This window comes from Microcystis sp. LE19-41.2A (assembly GCF_027530405.1).
Classification (GTDB): domain Bacteria; phylum Cyanobacteriota; class Cyanobacteriia; order Cyanobacteriales; family Microcystaceae; genus Microcystis; species Microcystis aeruginosa.
The window spans coordinates 1-21137 of record NZ_JAPZQJ010000132.1; the positions used below are offsets into that span (position 1 = coordinate 1).

17 protein-coding genes are annotated in these 21137 nt (G+C 43.6%); 13 read left to right on the forward strand and 4 right to left on the reverse strand.

Annotated elements, in window-relative coordinates; genetic code table 11:
- Nucleotides 1-254 precede the first annotated feature (254 nt).
- The gene (locus O9290_RS05710; RefSeq protein ID WP_288058684.1) at nt 255-923 is read right to left on the reverse strand and encodes a Uma2 family endonuclease; all 669 of its coding nucleotides are present in this window, start codon (nt 921-923) and stop codon (nt 255-257) included.
- A 321-nt stretch (nt 924-1244) separates the two neighbouring features.
- On the opposite strand from O9290_RS05710, the gene O9290_RS05715 reads away from it, so the two are divergent.
- The 9 genes from O9290_RS05715 to O9290_RS05755 all read left to right on the forward strand — a co-directional run bounded on the left by O9290_RS05715 (nt 1245) and on the right by O9290_RS05755 (nt 12895).
- Nucleotides 1245-2189: a LysR family transcriptional regulator gene (locus O9290_RS05715; protein WP_002761530.1), complete on the forward strand. Its 945-nt coding sequence runs from the start codon at nt 1245-1247 to the stop codon at nt 2187-2189.
- A 46-nt stretch (nt 2190-2235) separates the two neighbouring features.
- Nucleotides 2236-4089: an NAD(P)H-quinone oxidoreductase subunit F gene (locus O9290_RS05720; protein WP_288056481.1), complete on the forward strand. Its 1854-nt coding sequence runs from the start codon at nt 2236-2238 to the stop codon at nt 4087-4089.
- An 80-nt stretch (nt 4090-4169) separates the two neighbouring features.
- A complete protein-coding gene (locus tag O9290_RS05725; protein ID WP_288056484.1) occupies nt 4170-4895 on the forward strand; it encodes a carbonic anhydrase in 726 nt (241 codons plus the stop codon).
- Between the two features lie 78 nt (nt 4896-4973).
- Nucleotides 4974-6524, forward strand: a complete 1551-nt coding sequence (locus O9290_RS05730) for an NADH-quinone oxidoreductase subunit M (protein WP_288056487.1) — start codon at nt 4974-4976, stop codon at nt 6522-6524.
- A 57-nt stretch (nt 6525-6581) separates the two neighbouring features.
- Nucleotides 6582-7877 (forward strand): CO2 hydration protein, encoded by a 1296-nt coding sequence (locus tag O9290_RS05735; RefSeq protein ID WP_002761524.1) that lies wholly within the window; start codon nt 6582-6584, stop codon nt 7875-7877.
- 82 nt (nt 7878-7959) lie between these two features.
- Complete coding sequence (locus tag O9290_RS05740; protein WP_002761522.1) at nt 7960-8664, forward strand: Uma2 family endonuclease; 705 nt, start codon at nt 7960-7962, stop codon at nt 8662-8664.
- Between the two features lie 185 nt (nt 8665-8849).
- Nucleotides 8850-9605, forward strand: a complete 756-nt coding sequence (locus O9290_RS05745) for a DUF2232 domain-containing protein (RefSeq protein ID WP_288056491.1) — start codon at nt 8850-8852, stop codon at nt 9603-9605.
- A gap of 507 nt (nt 9606-10112) precedes the next feature.
- The gene (gene rne / locus O9290_RS05750) at nt 10113-12272 is read left to right on the forward strand and encodes a ribonuclease E (protein ID WP_288056493.1); all 2160 of its coding nucleotides are present in this window, start codon (nt 10113-10115) and stop codon (nt 12270-12272) included.
- The gene (locus O9290_RS05755) at nt 12269-12895 is read left to right on the forward strand and encodes a ribonuclease HII (protein WP_288056495.1); all 627 of its coding nucleotides are present in this window, start codon (nt 12269-12271) and stop codon (nt 12893-12895) included. The genes rne and O9290_RS05755 overlap by 4 nt, the downstream gene beginning before the upstream one ends.
- 64 nt (nt 12896-12959) lie before the next feature.
- On the opposite strand, the gene gnd is transcribed toward O9290_RS05755, so the two are convergent.
- Nucleotides 12960-14387, reverse strand: a complete 1428-nt coding sequence (gene gnd / locus O9290_RS05760; RefSeq protein ID WP_288056497.1) for a decarboxylating NADP(+)-dependent phosphogluconate dehydrogenase — start codon at nt 14385-14387, stop codon at nt 12960-12962.
- 510 nt (nt 14388-14897) lie between these two features.
- On the opposite strand from gnd, the gene O9290_RS05765 reads away from it, so the two are divergent.
- The 3 genes from O9290_RS05765 (at nt 14898) to O9290_RS05775 (ending at nt 16895) form a co-directional block, all read left to right on the forward strand.
- Nucleotides 14898-15680: an MBL fold metallo-hydrolase gene (locus tag O9290_RS05765; RefSeq protein WP_288058974.1), complete on the forward strand. Its 783-nt coding sequence runs from the start codon at nt 14898-14900 to the stop codon at nt 15678-15680.
- Nucleotides 15681-15761: 81 nt separating this feature from the next.
- Nucleotides 15762-15914: a hypothetical protein gene (locus O9290_RS05770; RefSeq protein ID WP_288086800.1), complete on the forward strand. Its 153-nt coding sequence runs from the start codon at nt 15762-15764 to the stop codon at nt 15912-15914.
- A 27-nt stretch (nt 15915-15941) separates the two neighbouring features.
- Nucleotides 15942-16895, forward strand: a complete 954-nt coding sequence (locus tag O9290_RS05775; protein ID WP_288059291.1) for a DNA-methyltransferase — start codon at nt 15942-15944, stop codon at nt 16893-16895.
- A 292-nt stretch (nt 16896-17187) separates the two neighbouring features.
- Here O9290_RS05775 and O9290_RS05780 read toward each other — a convergent pair whose 3' ends face one another.
- The gene (locus O9290_RS05780) at nt 17188-18258 is read right to left on the reverse strand and encodes a glycosyltransferase family 4 protein (protein WP_288059289.1); all 1071 of its coding nucleotides are present in this window, start codon (nt 18256-18258) and stop codon (nt 17188-17190) included.
- A 183-nt stretch (nt 18259-18441) separates the two neighbouring features.
- Nucleotides 18442-19572 carry a glycosyltransferase family 4 protein gene (locus O9290_RS05785; RefSeq protein WP_288055474.1) on the reverse strand — a complete coding sequence of 377 codons (1131 nt, stop codon included), beginning with the start codon at nt 19570-19572 and terminating at the stop codon, nt 18442-18444.
- 451 nt (nt 19573-20023) lie between these two features.
- Between O9290_RS05785 and O9290_RS05790 the strand changes: the two genes are divergently transcribed.
- Nucleotides 20024-20962: a WD40 repeat domain-containing protein gene (locus O9290_RS05790; RefSeq protein WP_288055472.1), complete on the forward strand. Its 939-nt coding sequence runs from the start codon at nt 20024-20026 to the stop codon at nt 20960-20962.
- Nucleotides 20963-21137: the final 175 nt, after the last annotated feature.

Consider the following 21137-nt stretch of genomic DNA (forward strand, 5'->3'; position numbering starts at 1 on the left):
TATAATTAAATTAAAAATGGATTTTAGGTTCGATCCCCCCTGCCCCCCTTGATAAGGGGGGTGCCGATCCCCCCTTAGTCCCCCCTTTAATCCCCCCTTAATAAGGGGGGCATCTGACAACTTTTAACGCCTACCTACTTAAGTGAACTTAATAACTGTTTACTAATAACCTAGGAAAAAAACCTGCTCTAATGCTATTTTTCAAAAGTAACGACAGAGATGGTCATGCCTGCTACGAATAAAGAAAAATGGTATTATTCTTCTTCTAAACTTAATCCTAACGCCTGTAAGCGTTCCGCTAGTCGATCCGCACGTTTCTTTTCTTTATCGGCACGTTTCTTTTCTTGACGCATTTGAGACTCTAACTCAACAGTTGTTAAAAATTTCTCTCCATCAGGACGATACAATTCTAAACTAGATTTATTCCAGATAAAACGCATACCTAAACGGGGACTTATCCAGTCATTGATGGGGATAATTTCTCTTAAATTTTCTCCCTGTCTTTGCCAACCTTGTAAACGACAGCGCATCGGGTTATATAAATAGTATTCTTCTACACCATATGTGTCATAAAACTCTAATTTTCGACTCATCTCTGCTTTTGTATTCTTCGGTGATAGAATTTCAAAAACCACTTGAGGAGCGATATTTTCTTCCTGCCATTGACGATAGGAACCCCTCCGTCCTTTGGGACGACCAAAAGCTACCATCACATCGGGAGCAACCGGTGAAACCAAAGTAGAACGCAGAGGATACCAGAGTAAATCTCCGGCAATAAACACCTTAGGGTCATCGGCAAAGATAATCTCTAAATTCTCCTTAATTTTGACAATCCACTCATATTGTTCGGTATTATCTGCCATCGGTTGACCATCGCTATCGGGGAAAAGAAGATCGTCGTCAATATCAAGATAACTAACCATTGTCTTTTATTTTTAATAGATGGTTGTTTTCTGATTATAGCAAGATAATTATGAATTATGAATTATCAATTATTAATTATGAATTATGAATTATGAATTATGAATTGGGGAGATGGGGTAATGGGGGAGATGGGGTAATGGGGGAGTGGGGGAGTGGGGAGGAGGGGAGGAGGGAGAAAAAAGCTGATGGCTGACAAAAGGTCTTAAGCGGCGGTTATATCTATTAAAGTCTATATTTATCAAAAAATTAATTGACTAGAATCTATAAAAACGTTAGGATTGATGGTGACAAATAGTTGTTATTGAGAAGGGGATAAGAACTTGATACAGGCAACCCTGCACCAGTTAAGGGTTTTTGAGGCTACCGCTCGACACAGTAGCTTTACCAAGGCGGCCGAGGAGTTATTTATCACTCAACCTACCGTCTCAACCCAAGTCAAACAACTCACAAAAGCTGTGGGTTTACCGCTATTCGAGCAAATTGGCAAACGTTTATTTTTAACCGAAGCGGGTCAGGAATTACTGTTCACCTGTCAAGAGATTTTTAATAAATTGGACAACTTTCAAATGAAAGTGGCCGATATTAAGGGAACTAGACAGGGAAAGCTGACTTTAGGCGTAATTACTACCGCTAAATACTTTGTACCGCGATTACTGGGGGCATTCTGTCAACAGTATCCCGGTATTGACATCGCCCTGCAAGTGACTAATCATCAGAAACTGCAAGAGCGAATGTTAAACAACGAGGATGACCTCTATATTCTCAGTCAACCGCCGGAAGAAGTGGAACTTTGTTCTCAGTCTTTCCTCGAAAATCCCCTAGTGGTGGTGGCGCGACGAGATCATCCATTGGTGGGTAAGAAAAATCTCCCCCTTGAATCCCTCAACCAGCAACCTTTTATTATGCGCGAATCGGGATCTGGAACCCGTCAAGCGGTACAAAAATTATTTAATCTCCACGATATTAAAGTTAAGGTGCGCTTGGAATTAGGCAGTAACGAAGCCATTAAACAGGCTATTTCTGGTGGTTTGGGGCTATCGGTACTATCTAAGCACACTCTCATCTCGGAAGGGGAAAACGGCGAATTAGCCATCCTCGACGTGGAACAGTTTCCAATTCAGCGCAATTGGTACGTTTGTTATCTGGCCGGAAAACAACTTTCCGTGATTGCCGATGCTTTTTTAAAATACCTGCTGGAAGCTAGTCAAACTATCCCGATTAATGCCTCGTTAAAAAATGGTGACAGCTTATTAGTGAGCCATTAAACCTTAAACTTTAATTCAGGATCATTTTTCTTCTTGAGGTGTTTATATGTTCGAGTCCTTCAGCCAGACTATCTGGTTGGTACCTCTTTACGCCTTTGCGGGCGCACTTCTCGCTCTACCCTGGTCTCCCGGTATTATCCGGCAAACCGGCCCGCGACCGGCCGGTTATCTGAACTTGATCATGACCTGCTGGGCTTTTTTGCATAGCCTTTTTGCTTTGATCGCCGTTTGGGGTCGTCCGCCCCAATCTATAGCATTTAATTGGCTAAATGCCGCAGATTTAAGCATATCTTTAGATGTGCAGATTTCGGCCGTTAATATCGGGGCTTTACTGCTAATTACTGGCTTAAACCTCGCCGCCCAGGTATATGCGATCGCCTATCTAGAAATGGATTGGGGTTGGGCAAGGTTTTATTCTCTCGTCGCCCTCTTTGAAGGGGGTATGTGCGCCCTCGTTATCTGTAATTCGCTATTTTTCAGCTATTGTGTGCTAGAAGTTCTCACCCTCGGCACTTATCTGCTGATTGGTTTCTGGTTCAATCAATCTCTGGTAGTGACAGGGGCGCGGGACGCTTTTCTAACCAAACGGATTGGCGATTTAATCCTCTTGATGGGAGTGGTGGCCCTTTTACCCCTGGCGGGAACCTGGAACTTTGACCAATTAGCAGAATGGGCGGCTACAGCCGATTTAAACCCCAATGTGGCTAATTTACTCTGTTTAGCCCTGATTGCCGGTCCGATGGGCAAATGCGCTCAATTTCCCCTGCATTTATGGCTAGATGAGGCCATGGAGGGACCGATGCCCGCGACAATTCTGCGGAATACCGTCGTCGTTTCCACCGGTGCTTGGTTATTGGTGAAATTAGAGCCGGTGCTGCAATTATCGCCCTTAACCTTACAGGTGATGATCATTGTTGGCTCTGTTACTGCCATCGGTGCGGGTTTAATTGCGATCGCCCAGATCGATGTCAAGCGCTCCCTCTCCTATTCCGTCAGCGCCTACATGGGGCTGATTTTTATCGCTGTGGCCACCGGACAAACGGAAACCGCTTTAGTGTTACTCTTTACCTACGCGATCGCTATGTCCCTGTTAGTCATGGTGGTGGGTAACATCATTTGGAATAATATCAGCCAAGATTTAAGCCAATACGGCGGTTTATGGTCCCGTCGTCCCGTTTCCGGCATTTGTTATCTTGTCGGTGCCGCTAGTTTAGTCGCACTGCCTCCCTTTGGTGGTTTTTGGTCCTTAGCCCGCATGGGCGATCGCCTCGCAGAAGTCAGTGGTTTACTGTTATTAGTGCTATTGTTGGTCAATGCCTTAACTGCCTTTAGTGTCACTAGAGAATTTTGCGTTTTCTTTGGCGGTAAAATCAAACCGATGACCCTGCGCTCTCCGGAAGCTCTTTGGCCCCTAGTTATCCCCATGACTGTGACCATGGGTTTCGCCCTTCATCTGCCGATTTTATTAGCGCAATGGCATTTATTACCAAGTAACTTAAATCTGGGAGTGGCTTTTCTCTTGGTACTTTCCACTGCTGGGGGCGTAATTCCGGCAGCCTATATTTATCTGAATGAAAATATCTCCAAACCGATCGTTTTTCAACCGAAAGCCCTTCAAGATTTCTTTGCTAACGACCTTTATACAGCCAAATTGTATAAAGTTACCATCGTTTTTGTCGTCGGACTAATCTCGCAAATTATTAACTGGATCGATACCTTTCTGGTGGATGGGATCGTTAACCTGGTGGGATTAGCCACGGTTTTTGGTGGTCAGAGTTTGAAATATAACGTCTCGGGCCAAACCCAATTTTACTTTCTGTCGATTATTTTGGGGGTCGCTTTGATCGGTATTATCATCTGCTGGCCCCTACTATCACAAATTTCTCTAGTTTTCAGTTAAAGATTTGATAACTTAGGCTTTTCTTTAGCATCCCTAGCCCTGACAATAGGATTTGTCCTGATTAATGGAAACAATTACCTATGTTCAATACCTCTCGTCGCCAATTAATCCGTTATGGGGGTGGTTTTTTGGGAACCGGTCTAGCCGCCACTGTTTTGGGTTCTCAGTTGTCCAAAAGTAACGCCCAAACTGCTGTTAATTCCCAGCCATGGCTAACGGCTCAAAATCAAGGATTGAACCCAGACCAGGCCTTAACTATGCTCATGGAAGGCAATCAACGTTTCTGGGAACGAAGAAAAAAAAGTCCTAACCGCGATCAAGCTCGACTCACAGAAGTGGCCGAAAGTCAAGCCCCTTTTGCGGCAATTTTGGGCTGTGCCGATTCTCGCGTGCCGGCAGAAATTGTTTTTGATCAAGGATTAGGAGATCTATTTGTTTGTCGGGTAGCGGGAAATTTAGCCACTTCCGAAGAAATTGGTAGCCTCGAATTCGGCACGTTGGTGTTAGGAGCCAAGGTAATTGTTGTCCTTGGCCATTCTCGTTGTGGAGCGGTAAAAGCCACCATTGAAGGGGGTCGTTTCCCGGGTCAAATCGGTAGTTTAATCGATGGCCTACAGGTGGGAGTTGATCGGGCTGAAAAACAACCCGGTTCCGACAAACTTGAGCGAGCAATTAAATCCAATGTTGTCTATCAAGTAGAGAAATTAGGCAAGTCCCCAGTCATGGGTGATTTAGTAGATAAAAAACAATTAAAAATTGTTGGAGCCTACTACGATCTCGATACCGGCAAAGTGAGTTTAATTTAGTCAATTCTAGATTAGTCATCGTGTTGGTTGGCTAATCCTTTTCTCATCCCAGTCATTGTACATTCGATCGATACCAATATGCTCAGTACCCTGCTTTGGTTGCCAATAATTGGAGCAATTATCGTCGGTCTTTTCCCCGATAAATTTGCGCCAGCAAAATTACGTCAAATTACCCTCTTTTTTGTTGCCGCCGTCTTCTTGTGGTCTTTATATCTGCTGACTCAATATAACTTAACCAGCAATGGCTTTCAATTTTCTGAATACCGCGAATGGGCAAAACCAATCGGTTTAAGTTATAACCTCGGAGTCGATGGTTTGTCCTTACCGTTAATTATTTTAAGCTGTTTCTTGACAGGAATAGCTATCTATAGTACCGAAGAAAAAATAGAGCGTCCCCGACTTTATTACATCCTAATCCTCCTGATTAACGCCGGGGTTTCTGGGGCATTAATGGCCAAAAACCTGCTGCTGTTCATCGTTTTCTATGAACTAGAATTAATCCCCTTTTATCTGATGATTGCTATCTGGGGAGGCGAAAAACGTGGCTATGCTTCGATTAAATTCCTTCTCTACACTGCTGTCTCTGGGTTATTAGTCCTAGCGGCATTTTTAGGCATAGGTTTCCTCAACGGTGGTACTTTTGACTATTCCTCCCTCTCGACCGCCGATTTCTCCCAAAAAACCCAGTTACTGCTCTTAACTCTGCTGTTAGTGGGATTTGGCATCAAAATTCCCCTCGTACCTCTCCATACTTGGCTACCGGATGCCTACACGGAAGCTTCCCCCGCTACAGCAATTTTATTAGGTGGTATCCTCGCTAAACTCGGTACTTATGGCTTAGTTCGCTTTGGTCTGCAATTATTCCCAGAAACTTGGTCTTTAATCGCCCCCGGACTGGCAATTGTCGGCGTTATTAGCGTTATTTACGGTGCTTTGAGCGCTATTGCCCAAAAAGACATTAAACGCATGGTGGCCTACAGTTCGATCGGTCACATGGGCTATATACTGGTAGCAGCCGCCGCCGGCACGGGTTTAAGCGTCCTTGGTGCCGTCGCGCAAATGATTAGCCATGGTCTCATTCTCGCCCTCTTATTCTATCTGGTGGGCATCGTCGAACGCAAAGCCGGAACCAGAGATTTAGACGTTTTAAACGGTTTAATGAACCCAATTCGCGGTTTACCCCTGGTTAGCGCCCTGTTAATTCTCGCCGGTATGGCCAGTGCTGGTATCCCGGGATTAGTGGGATTTGTGGCGGAATTTATCGTTTTTCAGGGTAGTTTCTCCCGTTTTCCCGTGCAGACGGTTCTCTGTATCATCGCTTCCGGTTTAACGGCGGTTTACTTTGTTATCCTGCTTAATCGCACCTGTTTTGGTAAATTGGATAATAAACTTGCCTACTATCCCAAAGTCTTGAAATCGGAAACTATACCCGCTTTTGTCCTAATGGTATTAATCGTCTTTTTAGGTATTCAACCCAATTATTTAGTCCGTTGGATTGAACCCACCACTAACTCAATGGTTGCCAGCTTATCGGGGGAAGCAAAACCTAGTTTTGTCTTCAAAAAATCTCCACAAAAGTCCTCAAAAACCAACTGGTTGAATCGGGGTAAATTTTTGAGTAATAGTTAGTTATCCCTTGCTGTTTCCGAATTATTGTAACCGCTGCTAATTACTTTACCTAAAACTATGACTGGGACATTAATCAAAGCCAAAATTCCCCCTTCTACTCACGAATTCGCCGACATTATCCATCGTTTAGAAGCGGGTGGTTCCATGTTGCCGGATACTCCCGAAAACCTGATGCAAATTATCGGCATTTATAAAGCTTATGCCGTGCCGATGGATTTTTATTGGCGAGATCTGCTCTATATTGCCGAACGAGTTTTCCTCGATCCTTTGCCCTTTTTTAAATATTTTCTGCCCCAAGAATACCTAGACCTACAAAATCATTACGCTGGCGATAATGCCGATTTACGCATCTGGCGCGGTACGGGTTCCGCTCACCCTGAATTGTTAGAATTCATGGATAAAGGTAAAACCCGAAAAATGCCCAGATTAATCCATCACCTCTGGCATGACCGCGTTAATATGGAATTTGCCGAAGCTTGTATGCAAGCCATGTTATGGCATGGCCGCGATATGGGTTGGGGTTTATTTGATGCCTATCTTGATTCAGAAGAATATCGCCAAAATGCCGACCGCGCTATTAAGGCCTATTTCAAGAAAAACCCCGTGATGATGAAACTTTATGACCTGTTCCCCGATATGTTTTTGGAACAGGTGCGGATGATGTCCTACTACTCTAATTTAGGACTATTCTGGGAAGTGATGGCCCCGGTATTTTTCGAGATGTCCGATATCTACGATGAAGGCGGGTTTAAAGGTGTTCCCGATGCTATGAATTTCCTCGTTAATGGCATTTTTGCCATCGCTGGCCGGCCAATTTATCATCACGTTTATATTGATGGTCAATGCTACGAAATTATCCCCAAATCAAAGGCTTTTACTTGGCTTTATGAAGCGGCTTTACCCTATGTGGAAGCGGTCTTTTATCGTACTGCTCCCTTCCGGGGTACAAAGTCCTATAATGCCCAAGCCAAACAGGTTCCTGACGAACAAAAAGACTTTCACTATGGCATTCTTTATGCGGATGTTTTCCCCGTGGGTACTGCGGGAATTCCGCCGACGTTGTTAATGGATGATATGTATCATTTTTTACCCCAATATCTAATTGATTACTATCAGCAAAACTGCCGGGGGGAAGACGATATTTTGATTCAATTGGGTATTAGTTTCCAGCGCTCGATGTATAATGTTACTTCAGCAGTTATTCAAGCTCTACGCACTGCTTTACTTTATCCCCTCGACGATCCTAATCCCAAACATTTACTTAAAAATCGTCAATTCTTTGAGGCACAAATGGACAGATTTAAACGCCCCGAAGCGCGTCTTAGAGATATCCAAAGTCCTAATTATCGTTAAGGTTTTTGGGTTATTTTTCTGGTGGGTTTATCGCCCACCTTTTTTGATATAATGAGATGACCGACACCCAACCTCAAAAAAGATGACCACTTTTCCCATCATCGACAATAACGAGTTTTGTGCGGATGAGGTAAAATTTCCCCCCAGGGATATCTGGAGTGAGGAACCCCCCTTGGAAAGCTACGCTCATTTACAACAAATTCTGATTTTACTTCAGTGTTTAGAATGGTTATGGCAAGAGCGTAATGATTATTTTGCCGCCGCTAATTTGACCATTTATTATAGTCCTAATCAGAAAAAATCTGAGTATTTTCGCGGACCAGATTTTTTTGTCGTTTTGGGAACAGAAAGACGCTTAGATCGAAAAAGTTGGGTAGTTTGGGGAGAAGGGGGCAAATATCCCGATGTTATCGTGGAAATTCTGTCTCCTAGTACCGCCAAAATAGATCGCGGCGAGAAAAAACAAATTTATCAAGATATTTTTCGCACTCCCGATTATTTTTGGTTCGATCCTGAAACCTTAGAATTACAAGGATTTCGGCTAATGGAAGGGCAATATCAAGCAATTGAACCGACGGACAGGGGTTGGCTATGGAGCGATCTATTAGGCTTATTTCTGGGTATTTATCAACAACAATTACGCTATTTCAATAGGGAGGGTGAATTAATTCCTACCCCCGCAGAAGTGGCTAAACAGGAACGTCAAGAGAAGGTTTTAGCTTTACAACAAATAGAACAATTAAAATCTCTCTTACGCGAGTTAGGAGCCGATTTAGAAGGTATTTAGAGCCGTTTTTTTTCAGTGAAAATAGGAATATTTTCCGTAAATTTCCCTACCCCTAACACCTCACTCTCCTCTCCCATTTAGATAGTCAACAGCTTAGTATTTTTTGCCTCTTGCCTGACTGGGAGTCACAAGTCTAAGCTAAGAATAGCTTGCCAACCCGTCCCGACCACCGGATAACTGATAGAATGAATGATTCTAACGCTAATTCTCCCGCTCAATCCTCAGAAGAGACAATAGATGAAACCAATTGGGTAGATCTGGGGGAAGAGGAGAAACCCCTAGATCTACCCACAACCAAACCTATCCAACCATCTCCTCTCAAGTCTATCGCTACCCTGATCACGGTGGAGACGGCTTTTTTGGCCAGTGCTACCAGTTTAATCTGGTTAATTGATTATTATTTTCCCCTGGGACCTTTATTAAGGGTTTTCTTCCCGATTCCTATCGCTTTAGCCTATTTACGTTGGGGCGCTCGTTGTGCTTGGATGACAGCATTAGTTTCCAGTTTACTTTTGTCGGTGTTAATGGGACCGACTCGCAGTATTGTCTTTTTGATTCCCCACGGCCTGATGGGGTTACAATTGGGGCTATGCTGGCGCCGGGGTGCGCGCTGGGAATTTTCTATCTTGACCGGGGGACTGTTGGGGGCTTTTGGTTTATTCTTTCGTTTTTGGCTGTTTTCAATTCTTTTAGGCGAAAATCTCTGGTTATATGTGATTACCCAAGCGACTAATTTTATCGATTGGATTTTCACCTGGTTAGGGATTCTCGCTAAACCGACGCTGCTGCAAGTGCAATCGGTGGCAGTTGTGGGCATATTTGTCAATAGTTTATTATACTTATTTGCCGTGCATTTAGTGGCGTTATTAGTTCTCGATCGCCTCGGTAATCCGATTTCTCGTCCGCCCAAATGGGTGCAGGTCATACTAGATTATGAGTGATTATCTTGGTCAGGGGATCATCGTCTTGTCAGAGAGTGACCGAGTGAGTTATAGTCGTCTATAAGACTCGATTAAAGCATTTCTTAAAAGAATCGTGGTTTTTGGAAAATCGAAAAGTGCGCTATTTTCCCTTCCACAGAAACCTGTTGCCGAGGGGAGTAACTCAAAAACTCCTTTTTTCCTAGATTCTGATAGACAGAACTGGCGGAAACGGATAAAAAATGCTGTTATCGAGCAAGACTCAGGGATTAATTGAAAATCTCGTCTCCTGGCTGTGCTTACCTAATTGTGGGTCAAGCCGGCAGTTGCCAAACAGACTTAACAACTGAAACCAAGACTCAGTTCCCACGTCTGAGAGGCAGATGAACATCAAGATGAGGCTTTAACGATGCGGACTCATCTTCTTAGAACTTTCTTAACAAGACCAGATTTCCAGAAGTAGCCTCAAAGCATAGACAAATAGCCCATGGTCCGTCGCTTTTGAAACCGAAAGATTGAGGAAATTGAATGCCAAAACAAATAATCATAGCCGAACAACACCATATAGCGGCTGTTTTTTGGGAAGATCAAATTCAGGAATTAGTTGTAGCCACAGGTAATCAGCAGGTGGCCGACATCTATCTAGGATTAGTAGAAAATGTCATCCCCGGGATAGATGCAGCCTTCGTCAATATTGGCGATGCGGAACGCAATGGCTTTATCCATGTCACCGACCTGGGCCCCTTAAGACTGAAAAAAACCGCCGGTGCTATCACGGAATTACTGGCCCCCCAGCAAAAAGTGCTGGTACAGGTAATGAAGGAACCCACCGGCAATAAAGGACCGCGACTAACGGGAAATGTCACTCTCCCTGGTCGTTATCTGGTATTGATGCCCAATGGTCGCGGGGTGAATCTTTCCCGTCGCATCCGCAGTGAAGACGAGCGCTCCCGTTTACGAGCTTTAGCGATTTTGGTCAAACCGGCGGGGATGGGTTTGCTGGTACGCACCGAGGCCGAAGGCAAAGCGGAAGAAGCGATTATCGAGGATTTGGAATTTCTGCAAAAACAGTGGGAGAGCATCCAACAGATGGCCGTCAGCAGCCGCGCCCCGGCCTTGCTTAACCGCGATGATGACTTTATTCAAAGGGTTTTGCGGGATATGTACAGTGCCGATGTCAATCGCATTGTTGTGGATAACCCGGTGGCGGTAAAACGAGTTAAACAGCAATTGACGAACTGGGGCGGCGGCAAAGCTCTCGAAGGGGTTTATATCGACTCCCATCGGGAAACCCAGCCAATTCTCGACTATTTCCGGGTTAACGCCGCCATTCGCGAGGCCCTCAAACCCCGGGTTGATTTACCCTCCGGCGGCTACATTATCATCGAACCGACGGAAGCTTTAACGGTAATTGATGTTAACTCCGGTTCCTTTACCCGTTCGGCCACGGCCCGAGAAACCGTACTCTGGACTAATAGCGAGGCCGCCACAGAAATCGCCCGACAACTGCGCTTGAGAAATATCGGCGGTGTGGTGGTGGTGGACTTCATCGATATGGATTCCCGTCGCGACCAGTTGAAACTGCTGGAATTGTTTAATAAGTCCCTGAAAAGCGATAAGGCCCGGCCTCAGATTGCCCAATTATCGGAATTGGGGTTAGTGGAATTAACTCGTAAGCGTCAGGGGAAAAACATTTATGAATTATTCGGCAAAACCTGTGACCATTGCGGCGGACTAGGTCATTTAGCCCATCTACCAGGAGAAGGCAACGCCATCGCCCTAGAAAACCCCACCGTTAGCCGTGCGGAAAAAGAAACCCTTGTCATTGCTTCAACTAATACAAAAGTTCTGCCCGATAAGAGCGCTCCTAGCGTTGCGGCGGCCGAACCCTATCTAGAAGTTTTCTCCGAATTTGAGGCCGAAGAAAACGCTCAAGAGATGGATATTTCCTTCCATCCCAACTATCAAGAACAGGTTAATAATTCTCGCCGTCGTCGTCGTCGTCGTCCCTCGGAACTATTGCTGAAAGAGGAACGGAGCGAAAAAGCCTCTACTAACGGTGTTAACAACGAAATCGAGCCGGAATCAGAACCCCAACGCCTTGAGGAAAAACGAGAACGCCCGGCCCGTCTCTCGAAACGGGGAGAAGATGCCGGTGCTGGCAAAAATATCCCCGTCAGCGAACGGGAGCGGGTTTCCGTGGAAATGACCCCCGTAGAACAGGAAGTTTATTCTTTAATGGGCATTTCTCCCCTGATTCTGGTGGATAAGGAGTTTAAAGACCCGAAATCGGTGATTGTTTCCGTGAAACTGCCAGGGGAAAGAGAAGCGGAAAACCCAGAAACGCCTGCCATTCCTGAAATATCCTTGACTCCTACCCTAGAAGCCGAGGTCGCACCAGTCGAAGGGATGGAAACCGGCGAGGAAGCCGAAAATCGTCCCCTGGTGCGCCGTCGTCGTCGTCCCACCACTAGCGAAGTTAGTCGGGAAATCAACCAAGAAGCTAGTCCGCCAGTGACTTTTACCCCCGAACCGATTGCACCCGAAACTCCAGTTTTTCTCGGTGAATTCATTCCTTTCGAGACCCCGGTGAGCGCCGAGGTGACGGAGGAGCCACAACTAGAGGCTGAAACCACGGTGCTGCGTCGTCGTCGTCGTCGTTCCTCCGCCACTGCCGATGAGTCATGAGCGCAGAACCCTTAATTGCCGGTGTCGATGAGGTGGGACGCGGGGCTTTATTTGGCCCCGTGGTGGCGGCGGTAGTGGTCACTGTCCCCTCTGGTTTTCCGCAGCTGTGGGAGTTGGGGGTAAAAGATAGTAAGCAACTTAGCCCCCAAAAACGGCAAAAGTTGAGCCAGCAAATACAACGGGATTTTCTTTGTCGCATCGGTTATGCTACGGTGAAAGAGATCGATCGCTTGAATATTTTTCATGCTTCCCTACTGGCAATGAGCAGAGCTATCGGGAAATTACCCCTTTCCCCCAATCTTTGCTTGATCGATGGCAAGCACATTATTAAAGATTTGTCAATCCCCCAAAAGGCGGTAATTCAGGGAGATCAACAATCCCCGGTAATTGCGGCGGCCAGTATCGTGGCCAAAGTCTGGCGCGATGACTTAATTACTCGTTGGCACAGACGCTATCCCGATTATGGACTCGCTCGTCACAAGGGTTATGGCACTGCTCAACACCTAGAAGCGATTGGCAACCATGGAGTTACTTCTCAGCACCGGCTCTCTTTTAGTCCCTGTCAACCGAGGTTGGAGCATGACTGCCGAACAATTTGCCCAAGGGTTATCGAAAATTCTTGACCGATAGCCAAAAAATCCCCCCCTTTTTACCAGAAATAAAAAGGGGAGAAGATATTAGATAGCCTTACAGTCCGGCCATCCATTCCGTATGGAAAAACTCACCTCTGGGTTTATCGGTACGTTCGTAGGTATGAGCGCCAAAATAATCCCGTTGTGCTTGGGTGAGATTTTGCGGTAAATTGGCCCGACGATAACTATCAAAATAGTCCAAAGAAGAACTAAAAGCCGGGACAGGAATTCCCAACTTATTAGCCAAGACTAACACCTCACGCCAGGCTTCTTGGCGATCGAGGATACTTTGCTTAAATTCCGGTGCTAACAACAAATTCGGCAGCCCCGGATTTTCCGCAAAAGCTTTGCGAATTTTATCCAAGAAACCGGCCCGAATAATACAGCCGCCCTTCCAGATCCGGGCCGATTCCGGCAGACTGATATTATAGTTAAACTCCTGAGAAGCTTTAGCGATTAAGGCCATACCCTGGGCATAGGAACACATTTTCGAGCAGTAAAGAGCATCACGCACCTTATCCACAAATAGTGCCGCATCCCCCGGATAGGTTTCCCCCGGTCCGGGTAACTCTTTTGCGGCTGCCACCCGTTCATCCTTATAAGCGGACATCACGCGAGCATTAACCGCAGCATAAATAGTCGGAATTGACACCCCCAACTCCAAGGAACTTAACACGGTCCAGCGTCCGGTTCCCTTTTGTCCCGCCGAATCCAAGATTAAATCTACCAGATGATGACCGGTTTCCGGGTCAACATACTTAAAGATATCGGCGGTAATTTCAATTAAATAAGAATTAAGCTCATCGGTGCGATTCCACTCGGTGAAAGTTTCCTGTAACTGCTGATTGCTTAGTCCTAGACCATTTTTCAGCACATCGTAGGCTTCCGCAATTAACTGCATATCGCCGTACTCGATGCCATTGTGAACCATTTTCACATAATGGCCCGCACCCCCGGGTCCCACGTAGGTGACACAGGGACCATCATCGACTTGGGCGGCAATTTTGGTTAAAATCGGCTCTAATTCCCGATAGGCGAACTCTGTACCCCCCGGCATCAGGGAAGGGCCGTGCAGAGCGCCTTCTTCGCCACCACTGACCCCCATCCCAACAAAACCGAGTTTAGTGGTCGATTCTAGGTCGCGGGTGCGTCTTTCTGTGTCCTCGTAGAGGGAGTTACCGCCATCGATAATCATATCTCCTTCTTCGAGAAGGGGTTTTAATTGTTCAATCACGGCATCCACCGGCGGGCCAGCTTTTACCATGACCAGAATTTTGCGGGGACGCTCTAAAATTTGGACGAATTCTTCTAAACTATAGGCCGCCTTGACATCTTTGCCGACGGCGCGAGTTTCCATAAATTCTTGAGTTTTGCTGGCGGTGCGATTGTAAACAGCGATGGGAAAACCCCGACTCTCCACATTGAGAGCGAGATTTTCTCCCATGACAGCTAGTCCGATAACACCGAAGGTACGTTTAGTCATAGAAATTCAGTCTCAGCTGATGCGTTCTTCCTCCCCTTTTAGCGCCTACTTTCCCTAAGATAGCTAAACTTTCCCTATTTCTTAAGCCTTGACTAATCAGTGATCAGTGATCAGTAATCAGTAATCAGTGATCAGATTTGGGTTTTCAGTGACCGGCATTAAGTGAGGAGTGTGACAGCGTTTCTCCTCAAGATGAAGTGTAACCTAAGTAGATAGGTATTAAAAACTTTCAGATCCCCCCGCCTATCGGCACCCCCCTTATCAAGGGGGGCAGGGGGGATCGAACCTAAAATCCATTTTTAATTTAATTATAACCAGCTACTTAATTTGCTATCACCCCCTGACGACTGGCTACTGTTGCCCGTTCCCTCAAACCAGAGACTTCCTACCTCACCATTAAGATAACTGCTATAAATGGCATTCACTGATGACTGAAAAACCCCCAAGCGCAGAAAAATTAATGCTAATGTTAAATTAAATTAAGAAAATCCCCATTATTCCTCGGCTTATATGCAGTTAACTTGGCTTGATAGTAATTCTTGGTTAATCGAAATCGGGGGAAAACGCCTGCTTCTCGACCCTTGGTTGGTAGGTTCCCTGACTTTTGGTAATTTAACTTGGCTATTTGAGGGCAAAAAAACCGCTAATCATGCCATTCCCGAAAATATCGATCTGATTCTTCTCTCCCAAGGTTTGGAAGATCACGCCCATCCTCCTACTTTACAGGTACTCGATCGCCAAATTCCCGTGGTAGCTTCTCCTAATGCCGAAAAAGTGGTTCGAGCGCTCAATTATACCCATCGCATTTCTTTAACCCACGGCTCTAGTTATATCTTTGACAATGCGATCGAAATTACTGCTGTCCCCGGTTCTCCAATCGGGCCGACTCTGGTGGAAAATGGTTATGTTATCAAGGAATTAGCGACAAATCAGAGTATCTACTACGAACCCCACGGTTATCATTCTCCTAGCCTCGATTCTCTGGGTAAAATCTCCGTGATTATCACTCCTTTGATTGACTTAAAAATACCTTTCCTCGGACCGGTAATCAAAGGACAAGAAAGCGCCTTAGCAGTTTGTCAACGCTTGCAGCCCGAATATATTATTTCCACCGCTGCCGGTGGTGATATCGAGTTTAAAGGTTTATTGATGGCGGTGTTAAGTGCGGAGGGTAGTCCCGAATCTTTTCAAGAATTATTAACATCCCATGCCTTACCGACAAAGGTAATCGATCCTCGTCCTTGGCAACCTTTTACAGTGGAATTGGGCGAGTGCGTTCCTGGTTTGAGCTAATCTAAGTTAAGGGAAGAATAGAAAAAAGTCAAAACTTTCTTCCCGATTTTTATCTAAAAAAGTATAATTTTTGTTATATCTTTGCTGGCTACAGATGACATTAATTGTTTGAAAAAACTGGCTCTCTTGAATATTGGATGTAAAATGGGTAAAACCCCACACCCCACACCCCACACCCCACACCCCACACCCTGCCCCCAGGAAAAACTTTTTCAGCAAACCCTATATAATTAAAAGTGGCTCTTCTCTGCTAAATTTTCTATGAATCAGTTGCCCTTATTTTCTCAATCAAAATCAGTGCGAGACTTTTATCAACCTGATGCCGAAATAATTCTTTATCAAGGAGATAGCAATAATTTTATCAAGACTATACCAGATAATTCTGTGAGCTTGATTATTACTTCTCCTCCCTACAATTTAGGAAAAGACTACGAAAAAAAAATCTCTTTGGATACTTATCTGGAAACCCAAACCAAAATTATGCGAGAATTCTCTAGAATCTTGCAAGATAATGGCAGTATTTGCTGGCAGGTGGGAAATTTCGTTCAAGAGGGAGAAGTTTATCCTTTAGATATTTTTTATTATCAGCTATTTAAACAAATGGGTTTCTTTTTAAGAAATAGAATTGTCTGGCATTTTGGCCATGGATTACATACCTCTAAAAGATTTTCTGGCAGGTATGAAACTATTTTATGGTTGACAAAAACCGATAAATATATCTTTAATCTTGATCCGGTGAGAATCCCCGCTAAATACCCTGGTAAGCGCCATTTTAAAGGTAAAAATATCGGTAAACCCTCTGGTAATCCTTTAGGGAAAAATCCCAGCGATGTTTGGGAGTTTTTAGCACAAGAATGGGATGAGTTACTATGGGATATTCCTAACGTTAAATCTAATCATCCAGAGAAAACTATCCATCCTTGTCAATATCCAATCGAATTAGTAGAAAGATGTGTTTTAGCCTTGACAAATGAGGGGGATTGGGTTTTCGATCCTTTTGCCGGGGTCGGAACTTCTCTGATTGCTAGTATTATGCACAATCGTCGAGTGATGGGGAGTGAAAAAGAAGCAGAATATGTGAAAATTGCCAGGGAAAGAATCGCAGCTTATTTGCAAGGAAATCTCAAAATTCGTCCTTTAGGAAAACCTATTCATCAACCTAATGGTAAGGAAAAAGTTGCTCAAATTCCCCAAGAATGGCACAATAATATATAGGAAGTAACACTGAATCTCCCCCCTAGGTAGATGGATTCATGAATCCACCTACTATGCTTTGATACTAAATCCGGTTATTAAAAACTGATTATTTATTCCCCCTGTTGCCTCTTGCCTTTTGCCTGTCCTTATAAGTAGCCTATGCTCAACGGATTTAGTAAGCTAAACGGCTTTTACTTCGGATCACCGATATAGACTCCAAAAGGGTTATAGCTGTTGGATCATGCAGGTTAAGCGCCGTTTAGCTTATAACCCATCCTGCAATGATTGATAAGTTTTTTTATCACCATTTTTAGAGAAAACTTTGCAGAATTGTGGCGGTTTCTTGACCGGTTTTTTCCCAACTAAAAAGCTCGGCGCGTTGGCGACTCAAGGATTTTAATTTAAGACGTAATTGTTCATCGGTGGCGATTTGCTGCATTGCCTCTCTCATCTCATAGATACTATAGGGATTAATTAAAATTGCCGCCTCTCCTGTGACTTCCGGGAGAGAGGAAAGATTAGAAGTAATCACAGGAGTTCCACAGGCGATCGCTTCTAGTACAGGTAATCCGAAACCTTCCCAAAGGGAGGGATAAATTAAAGCAGTTGCTTGGTTTAAAAGTTGCGGCAATTCTTCATAGGAAACATAGTTTAAAAATTGCACTCGTTGAGAGATTGATAATGCTTCTACCTGTTGCTGTAGAGCCGGGGTAAAACGGGGGTCAAATTGACCGACAATTAATAATTGATATTCGGGATCGATTTGGGAAAAAGCAGTAATTAAACGACCGAGATTTTTATGAGGATCATAACGACCAAGATAGAGAAAATAGGGACGAGTCGCCAGATTTAAAGGGCGAAAATTATGAGAATCATATCCAGAAAGAATCACGGTTATTTTGTCAAGAGGTATGTTAAAAAACTTATTAATATCGGCGGCAGTTGCTTGGGAAACAGCGATAATATGTGTGGCTTTTTTCAGGACTTGAGGTAAATAGTATTTATTATAAAAAGTTAGCGGAGAAAATTTCGGAAATCGCAGGGGAATTAAATCATGAACTGTGACAATATAGCGGCAATTTCCATAAATAGGTGCTTCGGGAATGGGGGTAAATAGCAGAGAAGACTTTAATTTTTGATAGGTTTGATAGAGTTGGGTTTCTGTCCAAATTAAGCGCTTAATATTGCCTTTGGTTCCCTGCTCTTGGTTGAGGTTTGCCGAGACAGTATAGGTGTTAAAATCTGGGTAACTATTAGAAGTGATTAGGGTAGGATTTAAGTTAGCTAATTGGGGAATGATATTTTTAGTATAGGTAGTCAGTCCAGTATATTTAGTACCGAGAAAAGCGAGATTGATTAATAATTGATGATTCCTATTCATAGATATTGGCTAGTTAAGTAGGTAGGTGTTAAAAGTTGTCAGACACCCCCCTTATCAAGGGGGGATTAAGGGGTGATCAGCACCCCCCTTATCAAGGGGGGATTAAGGGGTGATCAGTACCCCCCTTATCAAGGGGGGATTAAGGGGGGATCCATCTTCAATTTAATTATAACTACTTACTTATTATAAAAGAGAACGATAAGCTTTTATGGTAGCTTGTGCAGTTTTTTGCCAAGAGAACTTTGCCGCTTGTTTTTTTCCTTTAGTGATTAATTCTTGACGGAGAGAGGTATCACTAATCACCTGATAGATTGCTGCGGCAATTTCTAGGGGATTATCGGGATTAATTAATATTGCCGAGTCTCCCGTGACTTCGGGTAAGGATGCAGTATTAGCAGTTACCACGGGACAACCTAAAGTCATCGCTTCTAAAACTGGTAATCCAAAACCTTCATAAAAAGAAGGATAGACAAAAACATCGGCTTTTTGATAATAATCCGCAACTAAGTCATCAGCAAGATAATCAAGATGTTGGATACTATCTCGAAAGGGAGACTGAGATATTTTATCGAAAATTGGTTGATACTTCCATCCTTTTTTGCCAATCAGAATCAGATTATGGTCTAATTTATACCTGTCCTTGAGATAGTTAAAAGCACTGATAAGATTAATAATATTTTTTCGTGGTTCTAGGGTACTAACAAAGAGTAAATAGGGTTTAGTGATAGTTAGATATGAGGGAGAATTGGGGAGGTAAGAATAACGACTTGCGAGGGGAGTAACAAAAATTTTCTCTGGGTTCACATCTAAATATTCAATAATATCTCGTTTGGTACTTGCGGAGTTAGCAATAACTAAATCTGTCCATTGTAGAGATTGTTTAATGCGTTGGGTGTAGGTTTTGACAATCCCCGTGACAAACTCAGGATATTTCATAAAAGTAACATCATGAATAGTCATAACTTGACGACTCTGACGACAAGGATACACCACATGATCCAATCCGTGGAGAATATCGGGAGAATCAAGAAAGTTTTCTAGATAGGAAATTAGAGGATTAGGAAATTGGGTTAAGATATTGCTAAGACTGACGGGAATTGGTAAACATTTAACCTCTGGATAGGATTGCAGTTTTTCGGGGATAGAAAGATTACCCCGCAGCCAGTTTTTTACCGATGGTTGAAAACAGAGGGACAGGGAAAAGTTTTCTTGGTTTTGTAATTTAGCTAATTCGGCAATCAGGTGATAAGCATATAATCCAATTCCACTAGGATTTTGTCTTATCGGTGTACCATCAACTAAAATTTTAAGCATTTGCGGTTAGATGAGATTGACGGGATAGATATTTTTAAAATTACAGATTCAATTGTCAATTTTGCTCGCTTAGGACAAGATTAAAATCGGCAATAAACTCCACCCTAATAGTTAATCTTACCCTATAACGTCCCTAAATAGCAGCTTTTTTGGGCTAGGTTACAGGGAATACTTAATTTATCGGGCAATTTTTTCGATTATTGTCCCCTCACCTACCCTATTACTATGATTGTCAACGGGTACTTATAAGCTAAGACCTATTTTAATAGGCTATCCTTAGATTAGCTGCATCTCCTTGACGAGAAACACTGTAATTAGTTATAATCAGGGAACAATAGCTTCTCCGTACTTGTGGTGAGCGGAAAAAGTTATCTCAGGGATGAAGTAGTCCCCTACAGAACCACTAACATCGGGTAATGCCGAAAAATCTTGATTAACTAATGTCTTTACTATGTTTAATCCCTTAGTATCTTTTAAATCTTTAGAAGGCCATGAAGGTGAGGTTAAATGTCTAACTTTTTCCCAAGATGGTCAATTTTTAGCTAGTGGAGATAACGAGTTAACTGTTATTGTTTGGGATTGGCAAAAAAATCAAAAATTTAGTTTACAAGGACATGAAAAAGCTGGTTGGTGGGATAAGGGAATCAACTCTGTTGCTTTTAGTCCCTGTCAAGGATTTTTGGTCAGTGGAGGAGATGATCAAACCCTAAGAATTTGGTCACTGGAAACTAAAAAATTAATCTCTACCTTAACGGGACACCAAGATAAAGTTACAGCAGTAGCTGTTCATCCCGATGGGGAAATTATTGCTAGTGGTAGTGAAGATAAAACCGTGAAAATATGGTCAGCAAAAACCGGAGACATTCTTTCGACATTACAAGGTCATAGCGATAAAGTTCTAACAGTTAAATTTAGTCAAAATGGTCAACTTTTAGCCAGTGGTGGCGGCGAAAATGACAAAACGGTAATTATCTGGAATCTGGCAGAAAAAAGCACCATTACCTTAAAAGGTCATTCCGATTGGTTTGGAGGTATTTTATCGGTAGATTTCGGCAGTAATAACAAATTTTTAGCCAGTGGCAGCAAAGACAAAACCATTAAAATCTGGGATATTAAAAGAGGTACAGAGGTAAAAACTTTCAGCGAACATAGTGATCATATCAATTCAGTTAGTGTTAGTCCTAATAATCAACTATTAGCCAGTGGTGGTGATGATAAAAGCTTAAAATTATGGGATTTAAAAGCAGGAAAAGCGATTATTTCTATTCCCCATCCCCAGAAAGTCTATTCGGTTTGTTTTAGTCCCGACGGTAATTATATCGCCACGGCCTGCCAAGACAAAATCGTGAGAGTTTATGGCACTTCCGAACTACAATCTTTAGCAAGTTGAACAATCTTTGAGCGCACCGGATGCTTATCGGTGTCTAATTAGGGTTTGCTGAATAAATCTAAAAACCTTGTTGGATAAGGCTTTTAGACTTTTTTGACCTCAAAAAGTGCCGACCATTGGAGTGATTGGGGGGAAAATTCAGGTACTTTTTCCCTGAAAATTAGGTAATTGACCC